The organism is Acidobacteriota bacterium (assembly GCA_016716905.1).
Taxonomy (GTDB): domain Bacteria; phylum Acidobacteriota; class Vicinamibacteria; order Vicinamibacterales; family SCN-69-37; genus SYFT01.
This window is the reverse complement of the sequence record JADJUS010000022.1, coordinates 534,765-554,443: the sequence shown is the minus strand read 5'-3', so window position 1 is coordinate 554,443 and position 19,679 is coordinate 534,765. Positions and strand designations below refer to the sequence as shown.

Sequence of the window (19,679 nt, the reverse complement as noted above, 5' to 3'; positions counted from 1 at the left end):
ACCTCTGAGGTAATTACCGATACCTGTCGGCAGCGGTAATTACCTCAGAGGTCGTTTCCCCATGCTCAGAGGTCGTTGTTCTATTGCCGCAGAATCTGGCCGACGAGGAGCACGCAGCCGTCACCGGATGCGATCACATCGAGGCGGTGGGAGCCAACTTCGCGGATGGCCTCGATGACAAACCGCACCTGCCGCCACGCCTGCCCGTCCACGACCGTTTGATTGGCTGGCGTGCCGTCCATGTTGATCTGCACCGTGCATGGCCCCCGCGAGTCAGCTGACGCGCGCAACGGCATCGTGATGAGTTTGGCGGGTGCGCGCACGAACCATGTCGATGTGGCGGAGGCCACGCGATACCTGATGCCGTCCACTTCGCCCGCCACCGGCGACGCGCCGATGATCAGGCGTCCCTGCGCGGCGGCGGTCTCGCCTATGCGGGTGGGCACAGACGCGGCGAGCGCGATGACGGCCGCGGCCACCACCACACCCGGCCACCAGTGCGTCCGGCGCTGAGGCTCCGGTGTCAGGCCCGACACGAGCCCGACAAAAATGAACACCATGAAGACGACATACGGCGTCAGAAAGGGATGCCCCATGAGCGCGCTGAGGTGAAACGCGCAGAGGCCCGCGGTGAATGCCCAGAGCCACAGGCTCGTCCCGCCGGCTCTCAGGCTCACGATGGCGGGGAACAGCACCCGGCTCCAGTAAAGGAGAAACGCCAGGAGCCCGACGCCGCCCAGTTCTCCCGCGATCTGGATGAGCTGGTTGTGGGCGTTCTCGCCAAACATCAGCGGCGGAAACAGCATCATCAGGTCGCGGTCGGCGTATTCGGTGGACTGTCGGCTGAACTCGGCCAACCCGACCCCAAACCACGGATGGTCGGCCACCATGCGCGCCCCAAGGTCGGCCATGCCGATGCGCACTTTCATCGCGATGCCCGCCGTGGCCCGTGGCGCCAGATTCGGATTGGCCCTCACGAACAGCGCGCCGGCCGCCAGGGTCACGAGCAGTGCGGCCAGTACGAGCCGCCACGACGGGCGTCGCAGCGCGAGCCACACGATCGCCAGCGTGATCGCCGTGGCGCCCAGCGCTGCGCGTGAACCGGTCAGCCAGAGTGCGGCGCCGAGCATGACGGCGCCGGCGATCGCGACAGCGCGGGTCGATCGAGACACCTTCGGGCCAATCGCCACCACCAGCCAGCCCGCAGCGCCCAGCGCAAACAGGGAGCCGACGGCATTCATGTCGGGAAAGTGCGGACTGATGCGCGTGGTCAACGCGTGCCGCCAGAAAGCGCCCACCGGGTCGGCGTTGCGGTTGGCAATCTCAGCCAGCCGCAGCAGCGAAAAACACGCTTCAAGCGTGAGGCCGCCAAGCGCGGCCCACGCCAGCATCGGCCCCGATCGTGGCGCGCGATGCACCACCCGTTCGATCACGACCGCCAGCAGCAGGGCCTCGATCCAGACGGCCGCCTCATGCCAGGCGGGGAACTCGCGCGCTTCGGAAAAATAGAAGCGCGACAGATGTTTCCAGAGCGTCTGGAGGAACGCCGGCATCGGTTCGGTCACCAACTGCTGCGCGCCGAGCAGGGTAACCGCCGAGGCGGCAGCCACGGCGGCAAACAGCATCGATGGCCGGGCCAGGCGTCCTCCGGCCGGCGGCCCGAACACCACCCAGCGCCACGCGATGCCGGCCAACACGCCCAGCACCATGGCCTCGATCGATTCGTTGGCGCCAAACGGCGGCTGGCCGATGGTGATGACGAGTGGCAGCACCACGGCCCCCAGCACCGCCAACGCCATGAGTCCGGCCACAGGGTGGATCGCGGCCACTGCCAGCAGGGCCGTGACCAGCACTTTGAACGGGAACGGCACGGCGTCCGGCCGCCAGATGGACAGGAGCGGCAGTGTGAGCGCAATCGCACCCATCAACCACATCGCACGCGCGACTATTCTCTGCGCGCCAGGCGCGTGCATTGGGGTCGGGACCATGCCGCACGCCAGTGTGCCACGTGACGGACCGCACGATGCGCACATAATGAGTGCCGTGCGCGTCGCCGTCCTCATCATCAACTACCGCACCTACGATGCGCTCGATCGGTGCCTGACCTCGCTCGCTCCGTTTACGAGCGAAACCGATGAGGTGGTGGTGGTGGACTGGCAGAGCGATGCCGCGCAGCGCGAGGCCATCGCCCTGCGACACCAGGGCGTGCGGTTGATCGCGCGCCAGGACAATCTCGGTTTTTCGGCCGGCGTGAATCTGGCGGCCGCCGCCACCTCTGCGCCCGTGTTGCTGCTGCTCAATCCCGATACCGAGGTGGAGGGACCGATCGTCCGTGCGCTGGGCGGATGGCTCGAGGCGCATGCGGACTGCGGGGTGGTGGGCCCGCGCGTGGTCAACGTGGATGGCACCGTGCAACCGTCTGCACGCCGGTTCCCCGGACTCAGCACCGTGTTCGGGGGCCGATCGACGTGGCTCACCCGGCGGTTTCCCAACAACTGGTTCTCGCGCCATAACCTGCTGCAAGGCGCGGGCCCCCCAGGCGTTGATGCGCCGGCGGGACGCAAGGCCGATTGGGTGGCCGGGTCCTGTTTTGCCACACGACGGGACGTGTTTGAACAGCTCGGCGGTCTCGACGAGTCGTTTTTTATGTATTGGGAAGACGCTGACTATTGCCGCCGGGCGGGAGCGCTGGGGCTGCACTGCCACTACCTGCCGACCAGCACCGTGCGTCACACCGGCGGCCTTTCGTCGGCGCTCAACGTGGTGCCGTCAATCCGCGCCTTCCACCGGAGCGCCTTCCACCTCTACTGGAAGTACGCGGGGCTGGGCCGCGTCTTCGCGCCCGTCGTGTGGCTCGGACTCATGGCCCGCGCCGAGGTCAAGGTCGCCCTCCGCGGCCGATAAGACTCTTTTCACCATGAAGTTCCATGAAGCTCCATGAAGAAATCTGTGGGGCTGTCAGTTGATGCAGGGTGTGTCAGGTGACGCGGGGGTGGGAGCCCGGCTTTTGCCGGGCCACGTGAGAGGAGGATGACCTCGAGCGAACGTGCCGTCGAGAATAATCTCTTCCAGGTGGCACGCTCGCTCGAGGTCATCCTCGTCTCACGCCGCCGCCGAAGGCGGCGCCCACCCCCTCACCCCTTCATGGACCTTCATGGATCTACATGGTGAATCCTGATCGCGCCATCAACGCGATTGCCAGTACTCCGCCGCTTTGTCGAGCGCGTCGTCGAACGACAGGCGAGGGCGCCAGCCCACCTCGTCGCGAAGCCGCCGCGCGCCGGCCGTGAGCACCAGCGGGCCTTGCGCCTCGATGGCGCCCAGGTGCACCAGGTCTGGCCGGCCGAGCCGCGTGGCCAGGCCCTCGATCACCTCGCGCACCTGGTGTGCGTCCCCCGACGCGATGTTGACCGCGCCTGTGACGTCCGACCTCAGCAGCGCAACCAATGCGCCGGCGACATCGTCCACGTGCAGGAAATCGCGCTGCTGCTCACCGTGAGAGCAGCGCGCCGGTTCGCCGCGCCCAATCGCGAGCGCCACCGACGGCACAAGCCGCGACGGGTGTTCGTCGCCGCCGAACAGGAAGAACACGCGACCCCACGCGGTGGAGAATCCCGGCTGGTTCATCGCCGAGACTGCCACGCACGCCGCGAGCTTCGCGCGTCCGTACGGCGTGGCCGGCACCAGTGGCGTGCCCACTTCGTCGCAGTGTCCGGCCGTCCAGTCGTATTCGGCGCTCGACCCGACGCCCACGAACCTCGTGGCGCCGTGGTCACGCGCGGCCCGCGCCAGGGCCACTGTGGCATCCAGCCAGCGTGGGTTGTCGTGGGACGTCCAGTAAACGCCCGGTGTGGCCTCCCACGCGATGTGCAGCACCGCGTGTGGACGAGCCTTCGCAATCACGGCCTGAGGTGTGCCCGACTCAAGCAGATGGCCGTGATGCACCGTGGCGCCAGGCACCGCATCGCGACGACGCGAGACGACGTGTACCTCCTGCCCGCTCGCGATCAGTGCCGCGACAACGGGGCGGCCGATGTAACCCGAACCGCCGGTGACAAGGACGCGCACGGTGCCTGCCTCAGCGCACAAAATCCGGGTAGGCGGCGTCGCGTTCGTGAATCACCGTCGGCGCGCCAAGTGGCCAGCTGATGCCGAACGCGGGGTCGTTGTATCTGACCCCACGCTGATGGGCGGGGGAGTACTCACCCGACACCATGTAGAACAATTCCGTGTCGTCGGCCAGTGTCTGGTAACCATGGGCAAAGCCCGGCGGGATGTAGAGCAACCGCCGATTGTCGGCAGACAATTCGATACCGAACCACTGGCAGTACGTGGGCGACTCGGGCCGCAGGTCCACGGCCACATCAAACACCGCGCCCCGGGTCACGCGCGTGGCCTTATGTTCACCAAAGGGCGCCGCCTGATAGTGCATCCCGCGAATGGTGCCGCGACGATGGTTGAAGGCCATGAGGCCTTGAGTGACGTCCACCGACAACCCATGGTCACGAAATTCCTGCGGCACCCAGGCGCGCGTCAGCGATCCCCTGGCATCAGGGAAGACGTCGGATTCCACCACCACGAGGCCTGCGATCTTCTGTTCGATGAATTTCACTATCGAATCTCCAGACGCGGCACGGCGATGACAAAACGTCCGCCACGGCGGCGGTACTCCGCCTGTTGTTCCAGAATCTCGTCCGCAAAATTCCAGGTGAGCAGCAGCGTGTCGTCGGGCTGCCAATCGAGCAACGCTTCCACTGGCAGAATCGGCACATGTGCGCCTGGCATGAACCGGCCGTGTTTGTAGGTGTTGCGATCCACCACGAAGTCGATGTCGCGTGAGGTGAGGCCCGCGTAGTTGAGCATCGTGGCGCCCTTCGCCGCAGCACCGTAGGCGGCGATCCGACGGCCGGCGGCACGGCTCTCGGCCACGAACGCGACGAGATCCCGGCGAATCCGTGCGGCATCCGCGCCGAATGTGTCGTAGCGCTCCGGCTGCCCGATGCCCCAGGCCGCTTCTTCTCTCAGCAGCAGGTCAACACTTGGGCCCACCACCGGCTGGTCTTCTGTCCGCTCCGCGAAGATCCGCAACGATCCGCCATGCGTGGGCAAACGCTCCACGCCCACCGTGGTCAGGCCCTGCGCCGCGAAGAGGCCGACGAGCGCCGTGAGCGAGAAGTAACAGAGATGTTCGTGGTAAATCGTGTCGAACTCGCCGTGGTCGATCATGTCGCGCACGTACGGCGCTTCCACCACCACCACGCCGCCCGGCGCCAGCAGCGTGTGGAAGCCGCGGACAACCCCGGTCAGATCGGGCACGTGCGCCAGCACGTTGTTGGCATGGATAACCTGGGCCAGCAGGCCTGACGCGCGCAGGTCCTGCGCGAGGTCGGGACCGAAGAACTGCACGATGGAGTTGATGCCGCGCGACTCGGCGATGCGCGCAATGTTTTCTGCCGGTTCGATGCCAAGCACCGGGATGCCCGCGCGCTGGTAGTGCTGCAGCAGGTAGCCGTCGTTGCTCGCCACTTCCACCACCAGGCTCTCGTTTGTGAGGCCCCGGCTTTCGATCAGGCTCACGGCCAGCCGCTGCGCGTGCGCCACCCACGCGTCCGAGAACGACGAAAAATACGCGTAGTCCGAAAACAGGCGCTCAGGCGGCACGCTCAGCGTGATTTGGACCAGGGTGCAGGCGCGGCACAGGACCACGTCGAGCGGGTACACCGGCTCGGGGTTCGCCAAATCCGCCTCGCTCAGCAACGCATTGGCCAGCGGCGTCTGGCCCAGCGACAGGACGGGATGAAAGTGGGCCGCGCCACAGGCCCGGCAGCGCAATGATTCAGGGGGCATGGTGCTCCCACCTGTGCCAAAAGGTACTTCGCCAGCCATGTGCCGGTCGCATGATACCAGCAGGGGTATTTGCCAATGCTGCGTCCGTCGTTCAAGGTTCTCCTCGCCGCATTGGTTGCGGTTGCGCTGACACCCCTCCTGACCGTGTCTGCGCAGCAGGGCCGGCCCGTGCAGGTCCTTGAGAGAATTGCGACGGGCGGGAACCTGCAGCGGCCCGCATTGGTGGTCCGGCCGAGGATGGCCGACCTGGAGCAGGCGGGCCGTCGCGGGTCGGATGTGCAGATCTCGCTCCCGGGCGTTGACGTCATCGCGCGCCTTCGCCACTTCGAAGCCCAGGGCCGTGGATTTTTCGCGGCAGGACCAATCGTCGCCACCTCCGCGGCTGGTCGCCCGATCGACGGCGACATGTCCTTCACCGTGGTCGGCGACATCCTCGTGGGTCGCATCGTGTTTGACGGCCGCCTGTTCCGGATCGGCCGGCTCGCCAACTCGTCGTTTCACGAACTCGTGGAAGTGGATCTTGACGCGATGCCTCGCGATGGCGACCCCATCGAAGTGGCCGGAGGCACTCCACCGGTGTCGCGCAGCGCCGCCGCCACCGTTGAGGATTCCAATGCGTTGGTGGACCTGCTCGTCGTCTACACGCCGTCAGCACGCGTGACGCTTGGTGGCACCGCACAGATCCAGGCCGAAGCGATTGCCGCCGTGAACAATGCGAATCTGGCCTTGTCGAACTCGGCCGTGGTGCATCGCTATCGCCTCGTGTATCTCGGTGAGGTGGGGTATACGGAGTCGGGCACGTCAAGCACCGACTTGTCGCGACTGCGCTCGGTGAGTGACGGCTACATGGACGAGGTGCATGGCCTGCGCGACACCTACAAGGCCGACGTGGTGTCGCTCCTGACCAATGCCACAGACGTGTGCGGCGTGGGATATCTCATGGGGCCGTCGTCGGTGAGCACGTTTTTTCACACCAGCGCGTTCAACGTGACCATCGCGCTCGGCTGCGCAAACGGCAACCTGTCTCTGGCGCACGAGGTCGGCCACAACATCGGCCTGCAGCACGATCGCCCCAATGCCGGCTCCCTCCCGGCCTTTGACTACGCCTACGGCTATACCGTGCCGGGGTTTGCCCGCACCGTCATGGCGTACGACTGCGCCACCGGCGGCACGTGTCCGCGATTGGCCGTGTTCTCATCGCCAAATGTCCCGTTTCCGGGGTCCGCAGTCGTGGCCGGCACGCCCACCGAAAACAATGCGGCGGCACTCAACCTGACGTCGGTGCCGGCCGCCAATTTCCGCAACAGCGCCTGCAGCTTTGTCCTCAGCTCAAACGCCATCGTGGTGGGACCTGACGGCGGGAGCGGCTCGGTGTCGGTGACGACCGCAAGTGGATGCGGCTGGAACTCGGTGTCGAGCGACACATCGGTCGCCACCATCACCAGTGGGTCGTCGTCGAGCGGTTCGGGCGGTGCGTCGTATGCCGTGGGACCCTCGGGCGTGGCCCGCTTTGCCACCCTGACAGTGGCCGGACAGTCGGTGAGCATCACCCAACAGGCGTCCGGACCCGGGGCCTTCAGCAAACTGAGCCCGCCGAACGGCTCGACCGGGCAGTCCACGATTCCCACGTTGAGTTGGGGGGCAAGCAGCGGAGCCACCAGCTACGAGTACTGCCGCGACACGGTGAACAACAACATCTGCGACACGACGTGGACTTCAACGGGCACCAGCACGACCGTGGGGCTGGTAGCCCTGAACCTCAATACTGCGTACTACTGGCACGTGCGCGCCCTCAGCGTGAATGGCACCACCTACGCTGAAGACAGCGCCACCGCCTTCTGGAGCTTCAGCACAGGGGCGGCAGTTCCGGCGTTCGGCCAGGTGGACACGCCCGTGCAAAACGCGGCTGGTGTGCAGGGCGCGATCGGTGTCACCGGATGGTCTCTCGACAACGTCGGCGTCGCCACCGTGCAGGTCTTCCGCAACTGCTTCGCGTTCGAACTGCAAGCCAACTGCCAGACGGTGCTGGGCAACAGCGTGGTCTACATCGGCGATGCGGCATTTCTCGATGGGGCGCGTCCCGACGTGGCGGCCGCCTTCCCGAACTATCCGATGAACACGCGCGCAGGGTGGGGCTATCTCATGCTCACGCCACTGCTGCCGCATGTGCCGAATGCGCAGGCGTATGGGGGACAGGGGCCACTGACCCTCTACGCAGTGGCCACCGACATTGAAGGTAACCGCACTCTGCTGGGCCGGTCTTCGAATCCGGCGAGCACCGAGTATGCAACGCCCACGCTCATCACGATGGCCAACGACTCCATCGCGAAGCCGTTCGGCGCCATTGATACGCCAGGGCAGGGCGAGACGATCAGCGGCATCTTCAACAACTTCGGCTGGGCGATTACGCCCGACATGAATGCGATTGTTGACGGCACCGACATTCGCATTCCGGCCAACGGGTCCACTATGACCGTGTTTATTGATGGCCTGCCCGTCTCGCTTGTGGCCTACGACCAGTGTCGTGGCACGGTCGGGAACCCGGTGCCGATCGGTGTGTACTGCAATGACGATGTGTCGAACATTTTCGGCAATCCGTCTCCGCAGCCGCCAACAACCACGCGCACGTCGAATCCCACTCTGTTCCGGAACCTCGATAGTGCAAGCGCACCGATCGGCGCGTACACGTTCGACACCAGCACGCTGACAGACGGCTTGCACACCATCGCCTGGAGCGTGTCCGACTCGGCGGGGCGGAATGAAGGCATCGGCTCACGGTTCTTTAATGTGCTCAACGCCGTGCCTGGTGCGGCACGCGATGCCGCGCTGCGTGCAGCACCCGCACGCGTCGTCGGGCCAACCGCGATGCTGGGCCGGCATCGCGTTGGCACGGGCGGCGTGTGGGGCCGGACGGGCTTCGACATGGAGACCGCCTGGATAGCGATGCGCGCCAATGCCACGCGGACCTATACGGTGCGCCTGCCGGAACTGGGGCGCCTGGAACTGTGGCTTGGTGCGCCGGTGGATGCCGGTTATCTCGTGGCGGGCGGCACGCTGCAACCGCTGCCCACGGGCTCGTCACTCGCGGGCGCGCAGTTCGCCTGGATGCCACCGGCGGGATACGCCGGCGCGTATGAACTGGCGTTCCTCCGCCGCGGCGAGCGCATCACCGTGATCGTCACCGTCGGCCGGCCGTTACACGTCACCCGCCGCTGACGCACCGCCGGGTCCGCGTCGCGCGCCCGCGTCGTACGCCGCACCGCGCCCGCGTCGTACGTAGCTCGCGCCGATCGCACGTAGCTCGCGCTGTTCTTCAAGCGCGAGAACCTCGGCCGCAGGCCGGATGGTATAGTGAGGCACCATGCGGCGCCCGCCACTCATGCGTGCGGGGTGGCCGTTCGCGGCCGTCGGCGCGCTGCTGATCGCCGCCGCACTCGTCGCCAACGAATGGGTGCTCGGCGCGTGGCTCACACGCGCCGGCCGGGTCACCAACCCCACTAGTCGAATCCTGCTCGGCCTCTTCGACGTCGTCGCGCTCGGCGCCGGCGCGCTGCTGCTCATCAAGCGTGGCGCCGCGCCCTGGCGGCAGATGCTGCTCTCACTGGCCGCGGTCGTGTTTGCGCTTGGGCTGGCCGAAGGCGGTCTGCGCCTCTGGTTCGGCGTCTCAGACTGGGTCAATCCACCGGACCGTGAGATTGCCGCCGGTATCGGCTGGCGGCCGGTGGAACACGTCGCGATGGACCGCGACGTTCCGGGCTTCGGGCGAGTCCGCTATTCCACCGTGCAGGGCGGCTTCCGGCTGTTCGGTGATCCCAATTCGGCCAAACTGAAAGTGCTCGCCGTTGGCGATTCGTTTACCGAAGCCGTGATGGTTTCCGACGGCGAGGCGTACTACCATCACCTCGCGGCCGCGCGTCCGGACATCGAGTTCTTTGCCATCGGCGCCGCCGGCTACGGCACGCTCCAGGAATACATGCTGCTGGACCAGGTCATCGATCGCGTGAAGCCTGACCTCGTGCTGCTGCAGATGCACCCGAACGACCTCATCAATAATTCACACGCCATCGAGTCGCGCAGCACCACCAACAACAACCAGATGACACGGCCCTATTGGGAGCAAGGGCAGGTGGTGCAACGTTTTCCCGAGAACCGCGACTGGGGCGCGTTGTACCGGCTGGTACGTCACTCCTATCTCCTGCGTCTGCTCAACGCCAACCTGTTGTTTTTCCGCTCGCGCTCGGCCGGTTCCATCGAAGCGTCGCTGCAGGCGGACGATCCCGACGTCAAACGTGCCACCGACGCCACGGTGGAGTTGCTGACGATGATCCGGCGGCGCGCAGGCGTGCCCGTCGTGGCGTTTTCCGTGAGGTCGGAAGAGTTCTTCTCGTTCTGGTCGCGGGCTGACGTGTGCCGCCGTGCCGGTGTGCGCTTCATCCCGGGTATTGGTGAAGCCGTGGATGCGGCCGTTGAAGCCGGCGAGCAGATGACCGGCGCGCCCGTGGACGGGCACTGGAATGGCCGCGGTCACAAGATGGCGGCCGGCATTATCGCGGCGTGGCTCTCGCGTGAAGGCCTGCCCTCGCGGTAGTCTCTCCATTGATGTTCTTCCTTCGACGCGCCGCCCTTGTCGGCGTCATTCTGGTTCTGGAATTTGCCGCACTGGAAGCGGGATTGCGCACCTGGGGCGCGTTCGAGAGCTCGTCGGAGTTCCGGACGCTCTTCATGGACGACCCGCAGGTGGGCGTTCGCCTGCGGCCGAACGCCCGCATCAGCTATTCCACCGTCGAATTCACCACTGACATCGCCATCAACGACCAGGGGGTGCGTGACGATGAGCCGATCGGAGCCAAGGCCCCGGGCGAGCGACGGATTGTGGTGTTGGGCGACTCGTTGGTCCTCTCGGTGCAGGTGGCACAGACGCAGACGTTCTGCGAGCAATTGGAACGGCAGCTCAACGAAGGGGCAGGCGGCACGCGCTGGCGGGTGATCAACGGCGGTGTCCAGGGCTACGGTCCGGTGGACTACTGGTTGTTTTTCGACAAGGTGGCCGCCCAGTTTGAACCCGACATCGTGCTGGTCGTGGCCTACGTGGGCAACGACGCGATCGAAGCCGCCGACGGTGAGGCGTCGCTTGAAGCCGGGCGCCGGATTCGACCGACTCAGCCCGCGGTGACAAACATCCGGCGCGTCGTGCGATCGAGCGCGGTGCTGCAGCTCGCGCGTGTGCGATGGGACCAGTTGCGCAGCCGGGTGGCGACCGGGACGCCCGAGCGCCCGCTGGCGACGTACCTGACCGATCCGCCGCCAGTGGTGCAGCACGGGCTCGAGGTGAGCCGGCGCGCGTTCGAGAAAATCGCCGGCCGCGCCCGTGCCGTCGGCGCGCAAACCGGCATCGTGCTGATGCCGGCGCGGCTGCAGGTCAACGATGAAGATTTCAGCAACCTGCGCGCGATCGTGAAAGAGGCGGGCGGCGAGATGGATCGGAATGGCGCGTCCCGTCGTTTCCAGGAGGCGCTGACGCCTCTCGGCATTCCGGTGCGCGATATCCAGCCGGACCTGGCCCGGCAACCGGATGCGGCCGGAATATTCCTTCGCACCACGGCCCACCTCTCCCCTCGTGGCCACTCAGCCGTCGCCGACGCACTGCTCGTGTTTCTTCGGAGCAGTGGGATGCTCAATCTGCCTGCGGAGTTGCCACGGCCGTGACCGCAGAGGCCAACCGTCCGTCGCTGGTTCATGTGATTGCCGTCGCAACGCTGGCGGCAACGTATGCGGCGCTGTACTGGCGACTGGGTCCATTCTCGGCGCTGTATCGCGGCGTCCTCGCCGGCGGCGGTGTCGTTGTCGCCCTCGCGCTGCTATCCCTGCTCATACCATCCCCGCTCACGCGCGCCCGCACGCGCCTGCGGGTGGTCGCGATCGTCGCGCCGTGGGCGGTCGTGGCTGTGCTCACGGCCACAAACGCACTCTGGTGGACACAGCAGGCTTCAGCGCTGCGGCTGTTCGTGCTCTGCGTCATGGCGGCGTGGTCGGGCGCCTGGTGCGCCGGGCCGTGGCCATCCGTGCCAGGCACGGGACGGATCGCGCGAAGTGTTCTGATTGGCATCGCGGTCGGTCTCTGGGCACTCAGTCTTGGCGGCCTGGTCTCGGGGCTGACGCCGTTTGGGGCCGGGGTCTCCGCAGTGATGGCCTGTGTGGCCGCGGCAACCCTCGCGGTCGCGCGTTACGGACGTTCCCACATCTACGGAAACATGGTGGCGATCACCATGAGCACGATGCTGAGCTTTGCCGTGGCCGAAGCCGCCATCCGCGTGTTGCATATCGGCGACAGCGTGATCGAGGTCGGTGATGCGAGCGCGGTCAGGCAGTTCCACCACATCATTCCGCCGCGGTCGGCATACATCAATCAGCCGGCAGCCCTGGACGAGTTCCCTCCGACGCTGATTGAGACGAACGGTTTCGGCACTCGCGGGCCGGAAGTGCCCCCGGCGCCCGTGGATCTCCTGATCATCGGCGACAGCATGGTGGAGGCGCGGCAGCTTCCGTGGGACCAGACGTTGGGCGCGCGCCTGCCGCAGACGCTGGCCGCGAGGTCGGTGAACGCAACAGTGGTCAGCCAGGGCGTGCGAGGCTGGTCACCGCTGCTCGAATGGAATTGGTACTTGAAGGCGGGCCGCCGGCTGCAGCCACGCACCGTGGTCTTGTTCTTCTTCTGGAACGATCTCTGGACGACCGGTGACGAGGAGCGGACGTTTCGCGCGGTGATGCGACCCGACGGACGCCCCGACTACTTCGATGTGCCGGTTGAACCGTGGTGGGTCTGGTACTCGCACCTCCGCACCATGCGCCTGGCCGGTGAGATGGCCAACCGGCTCGAACTGGCCTCCGTGAAGCGTTCTGTCTCCGGACTTGGAGAGAAGGCGGGCGGGCTCGATCTCACCAGTGCGGTGGCCCTCGCAAGGAAGACAGCCGGCGAGGCCATTCTGTCTCCGGATGAAGCGGACGCCCTCCTGACCGAGCCGATGGAACGTCTCTCTCCCCGTGCACGGCAGATCGGCGAGACAGGTTTTTGGCCGGGCATTCGGCCGCTCGAACGCTGGACCGACGACCAGAAACTGGCCGCGGCAAAAACGGCGCAGAAGCTGCGCTTGTTTGCCGAGGACGTGGCCGCAGATGGAGGGCGACTGGTCGTGCTGTACGTCCCCAACTCCTTCCAGGTGTCATCCGCCGAATGTCCGGTCTCCCGCCCGCTCGTGGGGTTGGGCGACGATCGGCTCCTGCCCCCCGATTCAGGCATCCAGGCCTGGCTCCGCGCGGTGGCTCAGGAGCACAAGTTCGAACTCCTCGACCCATCTGCCGCCATGCGCGATTTCCTGCGCACGCGGCCCGCGGACGCCCCGGCCCTCTACCTGCGCGCCGACTGCCATTGGTCGGCCGCCGGCCACCAATTCATGGCCGATTACCTGGCTGATTGGTACGCGGCGTTGAAAGGGCCTCGGCCTTGAGGAACAGGCCGAGCTACGCACGGGGAGATCAAGCCGGGACGTAGCTCGGCCTGTTCCTCAAGGCCGAGGACTTGTTGGACCGCGTTTGTGAGTGACCGCGCTGCAGGTCCAGTCCAGGCAAACCCGCTAGAATAGATGTCATGAAACAACTGGTGGTGGGCTGCCTGCTGACCCTGGCCGCCAGTCCCACGGCATTCGCCAGCGCATCGGTTCAAGCGGCGGCTCAGGCCACCGTGGCGGACGTACGAGCGGCGGCCGCAGCCGGCCGAAACGACGATGCGTGGGCCATTCTTGACAGGCTGCCTGCCGAACCGGCAACCGTGGCGGCCGCAGTTGAACTGGCGCTCGCACCGAAGACACCACTCGTGGCCGTGACCCGGCTGCCGTTCCTGGGCGACCGCACTGCGCGGATGTCATTGATCAGCTCGGGGATCAGCCAGGGGGCCAGCGCCGCCAACGACATCCGCCTCACGGCTTGCGCGGTGGTCGTGCGGACGTCGGCTGACGCGGGCTGCACGGAGTTCCTCGACGCGGTCACCCGCGGCACCCAGGGCCACGCGATGGACCGCGCGCGATTGTGGGTGCTGCGGCGGGTCATGGGCGAACAGCCGGCCGCGCTGCCCAACGGGTGGGAAGCTGCCATCACCGGCTCGAGCGCGGTCGAAGCGGCGAGTTGGTCTGAATTGCCGCCGGCCTCGCGCGTTCGGTTGCTGGAGCCCATGCTGGTGAGTCAAGACAGGGCGACGCTCATTACCGCGCTCGCCACGCTGCAGGCCATCCCCGGGCCCGAAGCGCTGGCGATCTGGCGACGGCTGTCGGCCGAAGGCCGGCTGACCTATCCCGGTGCGCGCAATCAGATTCTGGTCGGGCTCGCTCGCCACGGCGACCCAGAGAGCGTTCAGGTTCTCGCGCCAATTCAGGGGCAGTTGCCGGTCTCCGATCGGCTGACGCTGGCACAGGGTCGCGCGGAACGGAAAGAACCGTCCGGAACACCGGAGCTGGTCAGCCTTGTGAACATCGGCGCCGAGCACGAGGCTCTGCGCGCGGCCGAGATTCTCGCGACCCTCGGCGCCGCATCGTCGGTCCTGCCCCGGGTACGCACGTGGGTGCGCGACGGGTCGAGTCAACTGCGCGAGCGATGGCTGGCTGTGGCGGCGCGTCTGGACCTGGGCGCCACGGCCGAGATCGTGCAGCGCCTGACCAGTGAGGACGAGGCCGTGCGCCTGGCCGCTGCCGTTGCCGTGACCGCTGCGGCCGCCCGCCGGTCTCGCCAAACGGGCCTGTGAAGGCCGCCCTCGTAATGTTTGACCTCCTAGATGCCGATACACCGCCGACCGGAGTCTGAATTTATGTACCGACGGATTGCCCTCATTGCTTCCTTTTTCCTCGGTCTGCTGATCATCGGGCAGCCTGCCGCGGCCCAACTGAACATCCAGTCTGCGACCCAGGTGCACTCGGGGCTCTCGGTGCAGCACGGCATCGCGTATGCGGCGCGGCACGACGTCTACCTGATGGTCTATGACGACCGCAATGCCGGTGGCGTCTGGGGCCGCTTTGTCAACGCGGCTGGCACCGCCGTCGGCAATGCGTTCGTGATTGGGTCGCAGGCCGGCGTCGCCTACGCAAACGACCCCATGGTGGCGTACTCGCACGATACGGCCGACGATGTGTTTTTTGTCATGTACGCGACGGACCGCGGCAAAGGGTTTGACGGGCCGCCCAGTGCGTGGATCCAGCGTGTGAGCTTCACCGGCACGGGCGGGGCGCTTGTGGGCAATGCGTTTCTGGCGTCTCAGGGCACGTACGAGATCCCCAACGACATCGTCTACAACCCGGTCACGCAGCAGTTCGTGGCGGCCTGGGGACGCGTGTATGGCGGAAGCGCCGAAACCGACGTCGAAGTACGGTTTTTTAATGCCAACGGCACTGCAGCGTCCGGCGCCATCAATGTGAGCAATGGGAGCTGGACCCAGAATCACGCCCGCCTGGCCGTGGACTGGGAAACCAATCGCATCATGGTGGCCTACGAGGGCGTGTCGCCGGCGAGCCCGTCACCCCAGCAGGAAATTCTGGGCCTGTGGGGCAAGGTTGTGGACGGATCCACCGGCGCCCTGCTGACCGGCATGTTGACCGTGCAGTCCGGTTTCGCGCTTCACGCGGTCCCGGTGTTTCTGCCCGAGCGCGACGGGTTCATGGTGGCGTGGACGGCGTTTAATCCTCTGCGCGACGTGCAGGCGCGTTTTGTCTCGTCGGCCACCGGCACGGTGGGCACCATGCCGGCCGGCGTCTACACGCTGGCGGGCACCGCCCGGAGTGAAGACGAGCCGATGGGCATCTACGACGCGATCTCGCGCAAGGTGCTGATGGCGTTCCAGAGCAGCGGCGGGTGTCCAAACGATACCTGCCCCAACTTTGACGGCGCTGTGCTTGACGCGATGGGTGCGGTGCAGAGCGGTCCATTCACCCAACTGTCAACGCCGGCCTCGACGACCGGCACCTACAGCCCCGACGTGGCGGTGGGTGAGGGCGGACAGTTCGGCTTTTCGATGGCCGCCGGATACAACTCGAACTGGGTTCAGCGTGCGAGCTGGCCGGCAGCCGGCACGCCTGGCCCCATCTTTGGTGGTGGCGGGCCGTCGCCCAACGTGTCGGCGTCGCCCTCGAGCCTCGCGTTTACGATCAACAAGAACGGCGCAACCATCAGCGGCTTTACGCCGCAGAACGTCGGCGTCTCGTTTGGAACCTCGCCCGTGGCATGGACGGCGACCACGTCCACACCGTGGTTGCAAGTTGGCTCCGGCTCCGGCAACGGCAACGGCCAGTTCAGCGTGACGATCATCAATCCTGGCGACGTGATCGGCGCGCAGACGTCTCTGAATGGCACGGTGACGCTGTCCGCGCCAGGCGCGCCCAACTCCCCGGTGACTGTGCCGGTCAGCCTGACCGTGGCGCCCTCGGGCGGCGCCGTCACCATTCTGTCTGCCACCCAGGTGCACACGGGCCTCTCGGTGCAACACGGGATCGCCTATGCGGCGCGGCACGACGTCTATTTGATGGTCTATGACGACCGCGTGGCCGGTGGCGTCAAGGGCCGGTTCGTCAATGCGGCCGGCGCAACCGTCGGCAATGCGTTTGTCATCTCGTCGCAGGCCGGCATCGCCTACGCGAACGACCCCATGGTGGCGTACTCAAACGACACGGCGGATGACGTGTTCTTCGTGATGTACGCGACGGACCGCGGCAAACAGTTTGACGGGCCTCCCAGCGCGTGGATCCAGCGCGTGAGCTTTACCGGCACGGGCGGGGCCCTGGTGGGCAACGCGTTCCTCGCGTCTGAAGGCTCGTACGAAATTCCCAACGACATCGTCTTTAACCCGTTCACCCGGAAGTTCGTGGCGGCCTGGGGGCGCGTGTATTCGGGCAACGCCGAGACCGACGTCGAATTGCGGTTCTTTAATGTGGACGGCACGCCGTCGGGCGGCATCGTCAATGTGAGCAACGGGAACTGGACCCAGAACCACGCGCGCCTGGCGGTGGACTGGGAAACCAATCGCATCATGGTGGCCTACGAAGGTGTGTCACCGGCCAGTCCGTCGCCTCAGCAGGAAATTCTCGGTCTATGGGCCAAGGTGGTGGACGGAACAACCGGCGCCCTGCTGACCAATATGTTGACCGTAGGGTCGGGCTTCACGATCCACGCGATTCCGGTATTTCTCCCAGAGCGCGACGGCTTCATGGTGGCCTGGACCTCGTTTCCCGTGGGCGGAGGGCGCGATGTGCAGGCGCGCTTCGTGTCGTCTGCGACCGGCACGGTCGGCACCATGCCGGCCGGCGTCTACACGCTGGCGGGCACGTCCCGTAGCGAAGACGAGCCGATGGGCATCTACGACGCGATTTCGCGCCGGGTGTTGATGGCCTTTCAGAGCAGTGGCGGGTGTCCGAATGACACGTGCCCGAACTTTGACGGCGCCGTGCTTGACGCCATGGGCGCGGTGCAACTCGGGCCGTTCACTCAGCTGTCCACGCCGGCCGCGACGACGGGTACGTACAGTCCCGACATGGCGGTGGGTGAGGGTGGCCAGTTCGGCATCTCGATGGCGGTCAACTACGCCGCGAACTACGTCCAGCGCATCAGCCTGAGTGCCTCCGACACGCCCGGGCCCATCTTTGGCGGCGGTACCGCCAACGGCGTCGCCCTTCCCACGAACCTCGCGTTCACCATCGTCAAGTCCGGTGCCACCATCGGTGGTTTCCTGCCGCAGGTGGTGCCGGTCACGTTCACGGGCACGCCCTTCGCGTGGACCGCGGCGAGTACGGTGCCGTGGCTGCAGGTCACCGGTGGGTCGGGCACGGGGAACGGCCAGTTCTCGGTCACCGTCATCAATCCGTCCGACGTCATCGGTTCGCAGACTTCGCTGAGCGGCAGCATCGTCGTGACTGCGCCAGGTGCCGTGAATTCGCCGGCAACGCTGCCGGTCAGTCTGGCCGTGGCCGCGGGCCCGGCGCCGGCCGATCCGTTTGGCCAGGTGGATTCACCGGCGCAAAGCGCCACTGGCGTGCAGGGCGCCATCGCCATCACAGGATGGGCGCTTGACGACACGCTGGTGTCGAGCGTGACCGTGTATCGGAACTGCCTCGCGTTTGAACCGCAGGGCAATTGCCAACTGGTGCTGGGCAACAACGTGGTGCTTGTGGGGCAGGCCGTCTTCCTGCAGGGCGCGCGCCCTGACGTGGAAGCCGCTTTCCCGTTCTATCCCAACGCGAATCGCGCGGGTTGGGGTGTGCAGGTGCTGACGAACATGCTGCCGCACGTGCCGTCGCAGCTCATGCTCGGTGGCCAGGGGGCGCTGACGCTGTATGCCGTGGCCACGGATAACAGCGGCAACAAGAAGCTGCTGGGCCGTTCGTTCGTGCCGAGTGACCCGGCGTTCAACACGCCGACCAGTATCACGCTGGCCAACGACACGATTGCCAAACCCTTCGGCATGCTCGACACGCCGGCACAGGGCCAGACCATCGGCGGCGTCTACGCCGTCTTCGGCTGGGCGCTGACGCCAGACACCAACCTGATCAACGATGGTGGCGACATCCAGATTCCGATCAACGGGTCCACGGTGAACGTCTACGTCGACGGCCTCCTCAAAGGCCCCGTGACCTTCAACCAGTGCCGCGGCAGCGTGGGCAATCCCGTGCCCGCCGGGCTCTACTGCAACGACGACATTGCCAATCTCTTTGGCAACACGACGCCGCAGCCGCTGAACACCACGCGCACGTCGAACCCGACGCGCTTCCGCAACCTCGATGTGCAGCGCGGTGCCATCGGCTCGTATGTGCTCAACACCAACACTCTGACGAACGGACTCCACACCATCAGCTGGTCGGTGGTGGACTCGGCCGGCCGCAGCGAAGGTGTGGGCTCGCGCTTCTTCACCGTCTCCAACGGCGCGCCCCTCTCGTCGTCACTCACGTTTGCCGGCGCCGAGGATACGTCGGCGCGCATGATGGCCACCGACCTCGATTCGACGCCGGTCGGCACCGAGGCCGTGTGGGGCCGCACCGGATTTGACCCGCGACAGGCCTGGCAGGCGATGCCGCTCGACAGCGCCGGTGAACGCCGCGTGCTGTTGCCCGAGATGGGCCGGCTGGACCTGTGGCTGGGCGCGCCGGTGGATCGGGCGTACCTCTCTGCCAACGGCACGCTCCGGGCGTTGCCTCCAGGGTCGAGCCTGCAGGGCGCAAACTTCACCTGGGCGCCTGGGCCGGGCCTGGTCGGTAACTATGCGCTGGTCTTCCTGCGCGGCGACGAACGGATCGACGTGCTCGTGACCATTGAGTCGCGCACGCCGAAGGAAGGCGAGTCTGAGGTGCGCATGCACCTGGATGCGCCATCCACGGGCGGGTGGACGGGCCGCGGTGTCACGATCAGCGGCTGGGCGGTGGATCCGGGCAGCGCCATCGGCGCCGGCGTGGACGCCGTGCACGTGTGGGCGCGCCGCCTCGGCGATGACGCTCCCTCGTCGCCGGTCTTCCTGGGCGAGGCCACCCTCGGCGTGCAGCGTCCCGACGCCGCACGCACGGCCGGCGCGCGCTTCAGCCACGCCGGGTTCGAGTTCACGGCCACGCTGACGCCCGGCCGCTACGAAGTGACGGCCTACGTCTGGAACCAGCGCACCGCGCGCTGGGAAGCCTCGCGCGCCACCGTCGTTTCGGTGCGCTAAAGAAGCTTCACCATGAAGCTCCATGAAGTTCCATGAAGGAATTCACGGGGGTGTCAGAAAGGCGCCGGGTTGGGTGCCGCCTTCGGCGGCACGCGCGATCGAAGGGAAG

General features: G+C 66.5%; 12 protein-coding genes. 7 read left to right on the top strand and 5 right to left on the bottom strand.

Annotated features, from left to right (window positions below):
* Positions 1-80 precede the first annotated feature (80 nt).
* Complete coding sequence (locus IPL75_18460; protein MBK9242182.1) at positions 81-1,988, bottom strand: O-antigen ligase family protein; 1,908 nt, start codon at positions 1,986-1,988, stop codon at positions 81-83.
* 55 nt (positions 1,989-2,043) lie between these two features.
* Here IPL75_18460 and IPL75_18455 point away from each other — a divergent pair, with 55 nt between their 5' ends.
* Positions 2,044-2,904, top strand: a complete 861-nt coding sequence (locus IPL75_18455) for a glycosyltransferase family 2 protein (GenBank protein ID MBK9242181.1) — start codon at positions 2,044-2,046, stop codon at positions 2,902-2,904.
* 282 nt (positions 2,905-3,186) lie between these two features.
* Here the strand turns inward: IPL75_18455 and IPL75_18450 are convergent, their stop codons facing one another.
* The 3 genes from IPL75_18450 to IPL75_18440 are packed head-to-tail and all read right to left on the bottom strand — an operon-like array spanning position 3,187 to position 5,847.
* Positions 3,187-4,068 carry an NAD-dependent epimerase/dehydratase family protein gene (locus IPL75_18450; protein MBK9242180.1) on the bottom strand — a complete coding sequence of 294 codons (882 nt, stop codon included), beginning with the start codon at positions 4,066-4,068 and terminating at the stop codon, positions 3,187-3,189.
* A gap of 10 nt (positions 4,069-4,078) precedes the next feature.
* Positions 4,079-4,612, bottom strand: coding sequence for a dTDP-4-dehydrorhamnose 3,5-epimerase (gene rfbC / locus IPL75_18445; protein ID MBK9242179.1), 534 nt, complete (start codon positions 4,610-4,612; stop codon positions 4,079-4,081).
* Complete coding sequence (locus IPL75_18440; GenBank protein MBK9242178.1) at positions 4,612-5,847, bottom strand: class I SAM-dependent methyltransferase; 1,236 nt, start codon at positions 5,845-5,847, stop codon at positions 4,612-4,614. Before IPL75_18440 ends, rfbC begins: the two co-directional genes overlap by 1 nt.
* A 75-nt stretch (positions 5,848-5,922) precedes the next feature.
* Here IPL75_18440 and IPL75_18435 point away from each other — a divergent pair, with 75 nt between their 5' ends.
* Positions 5,923-9,063, top strand: coding sequence for a hypothetical protein (locus IPL75_18435; protein MBK9242177.1), 3,141 nt, complete (start codon positions 5,923-5,925; stop codon positions 9,061-9,063).
* Here the strand turns inward: IPL75_18435 and IPL75_18430 are convergent.
* On the bottom strand, positions 9,043-9,210 hold the full coding sequence (locus tag IPL75_18430) for a hypothetical protein (protein MBK9242176.1): 168 nt from the start codon (positions 9,208-9,210) through the stop codon (positions 9,043-9,045). The two genes, IPL75_18435 and IPL75_18430, sit on opposite strands and share 21 nt — an antisense overlap.
* On the opposite strand from IPL75_18430, the gene IPL75_18425 reads away from it, so the two are divergent.
* The 5 genes from IPL75_18425 (at position 9,209) to IPL75_18405 (ending at position 19,570) form a co-directional block, all read left to right on the top strand.
* On the top strand, positions 9,209-10,435 hold the full coding sequence (locus IPL75_18425; protein MBK9242175.1) for an SGNH/GDSL hydrolase family protein: 1,227 nt from the start codon (positions 9,209-9,211) through the stop codon (positions 10,433-10,435). The two genes, IPL75_18430 and IPL75_18425, sit on opposite strands and share 2 nt — an antisense overlap.
* 11 nt (positions 10,436-10,446) lie before the next feature.
* A complete protein-coding gene (locus IPL75_18420) occupies positions 10,447-11,553 on the top strand; it encodes a hypothetical protein (GenBank protein MBK9242174.1) in 1,107 nt (368 codons plus the stop codon).
* Positions 11,550-13,352: an SGNH/GDSL hydrolase family protein gene (locus IPL75_18415; protein ID MBK9242173.1), complete on the top strand. Its 1,803-nt coding sequence runs from the start codon at positions 11,550-11,552 to the stop codon at positions 13,350-13,352. The genes IPL75_18420 and IPL75_18415 overlap by 4 nt, the downstream gene beginning before the upstream one ends.
* A gap of 140 nt (positions 13,353-13,492) precedes the next feature.
* On the top strand, positions 13,493-14,638 hold the full coding sequence (locus IPL75_18410) for a hypothetical protein (GenBank protein ID MBK9242172.1): 1,146 nt from the start codon (positions 13,493-13,495) through the stop codon (positions 14,636-14,638).
* Between the two features lie 63 nt (positions 14,639-14,701).
* A complete protein-coding gene (locus IPL75_18405; GenBank protein MBK9242171.1) occupies positions 14,702-19,570 on the top strand; it encodes a BACON domain-containing protein in 4,869 nt (1,622 codons plus the stop codon).
* Positions 19,571-19,679: the final 109 nt, after the last annotated feature.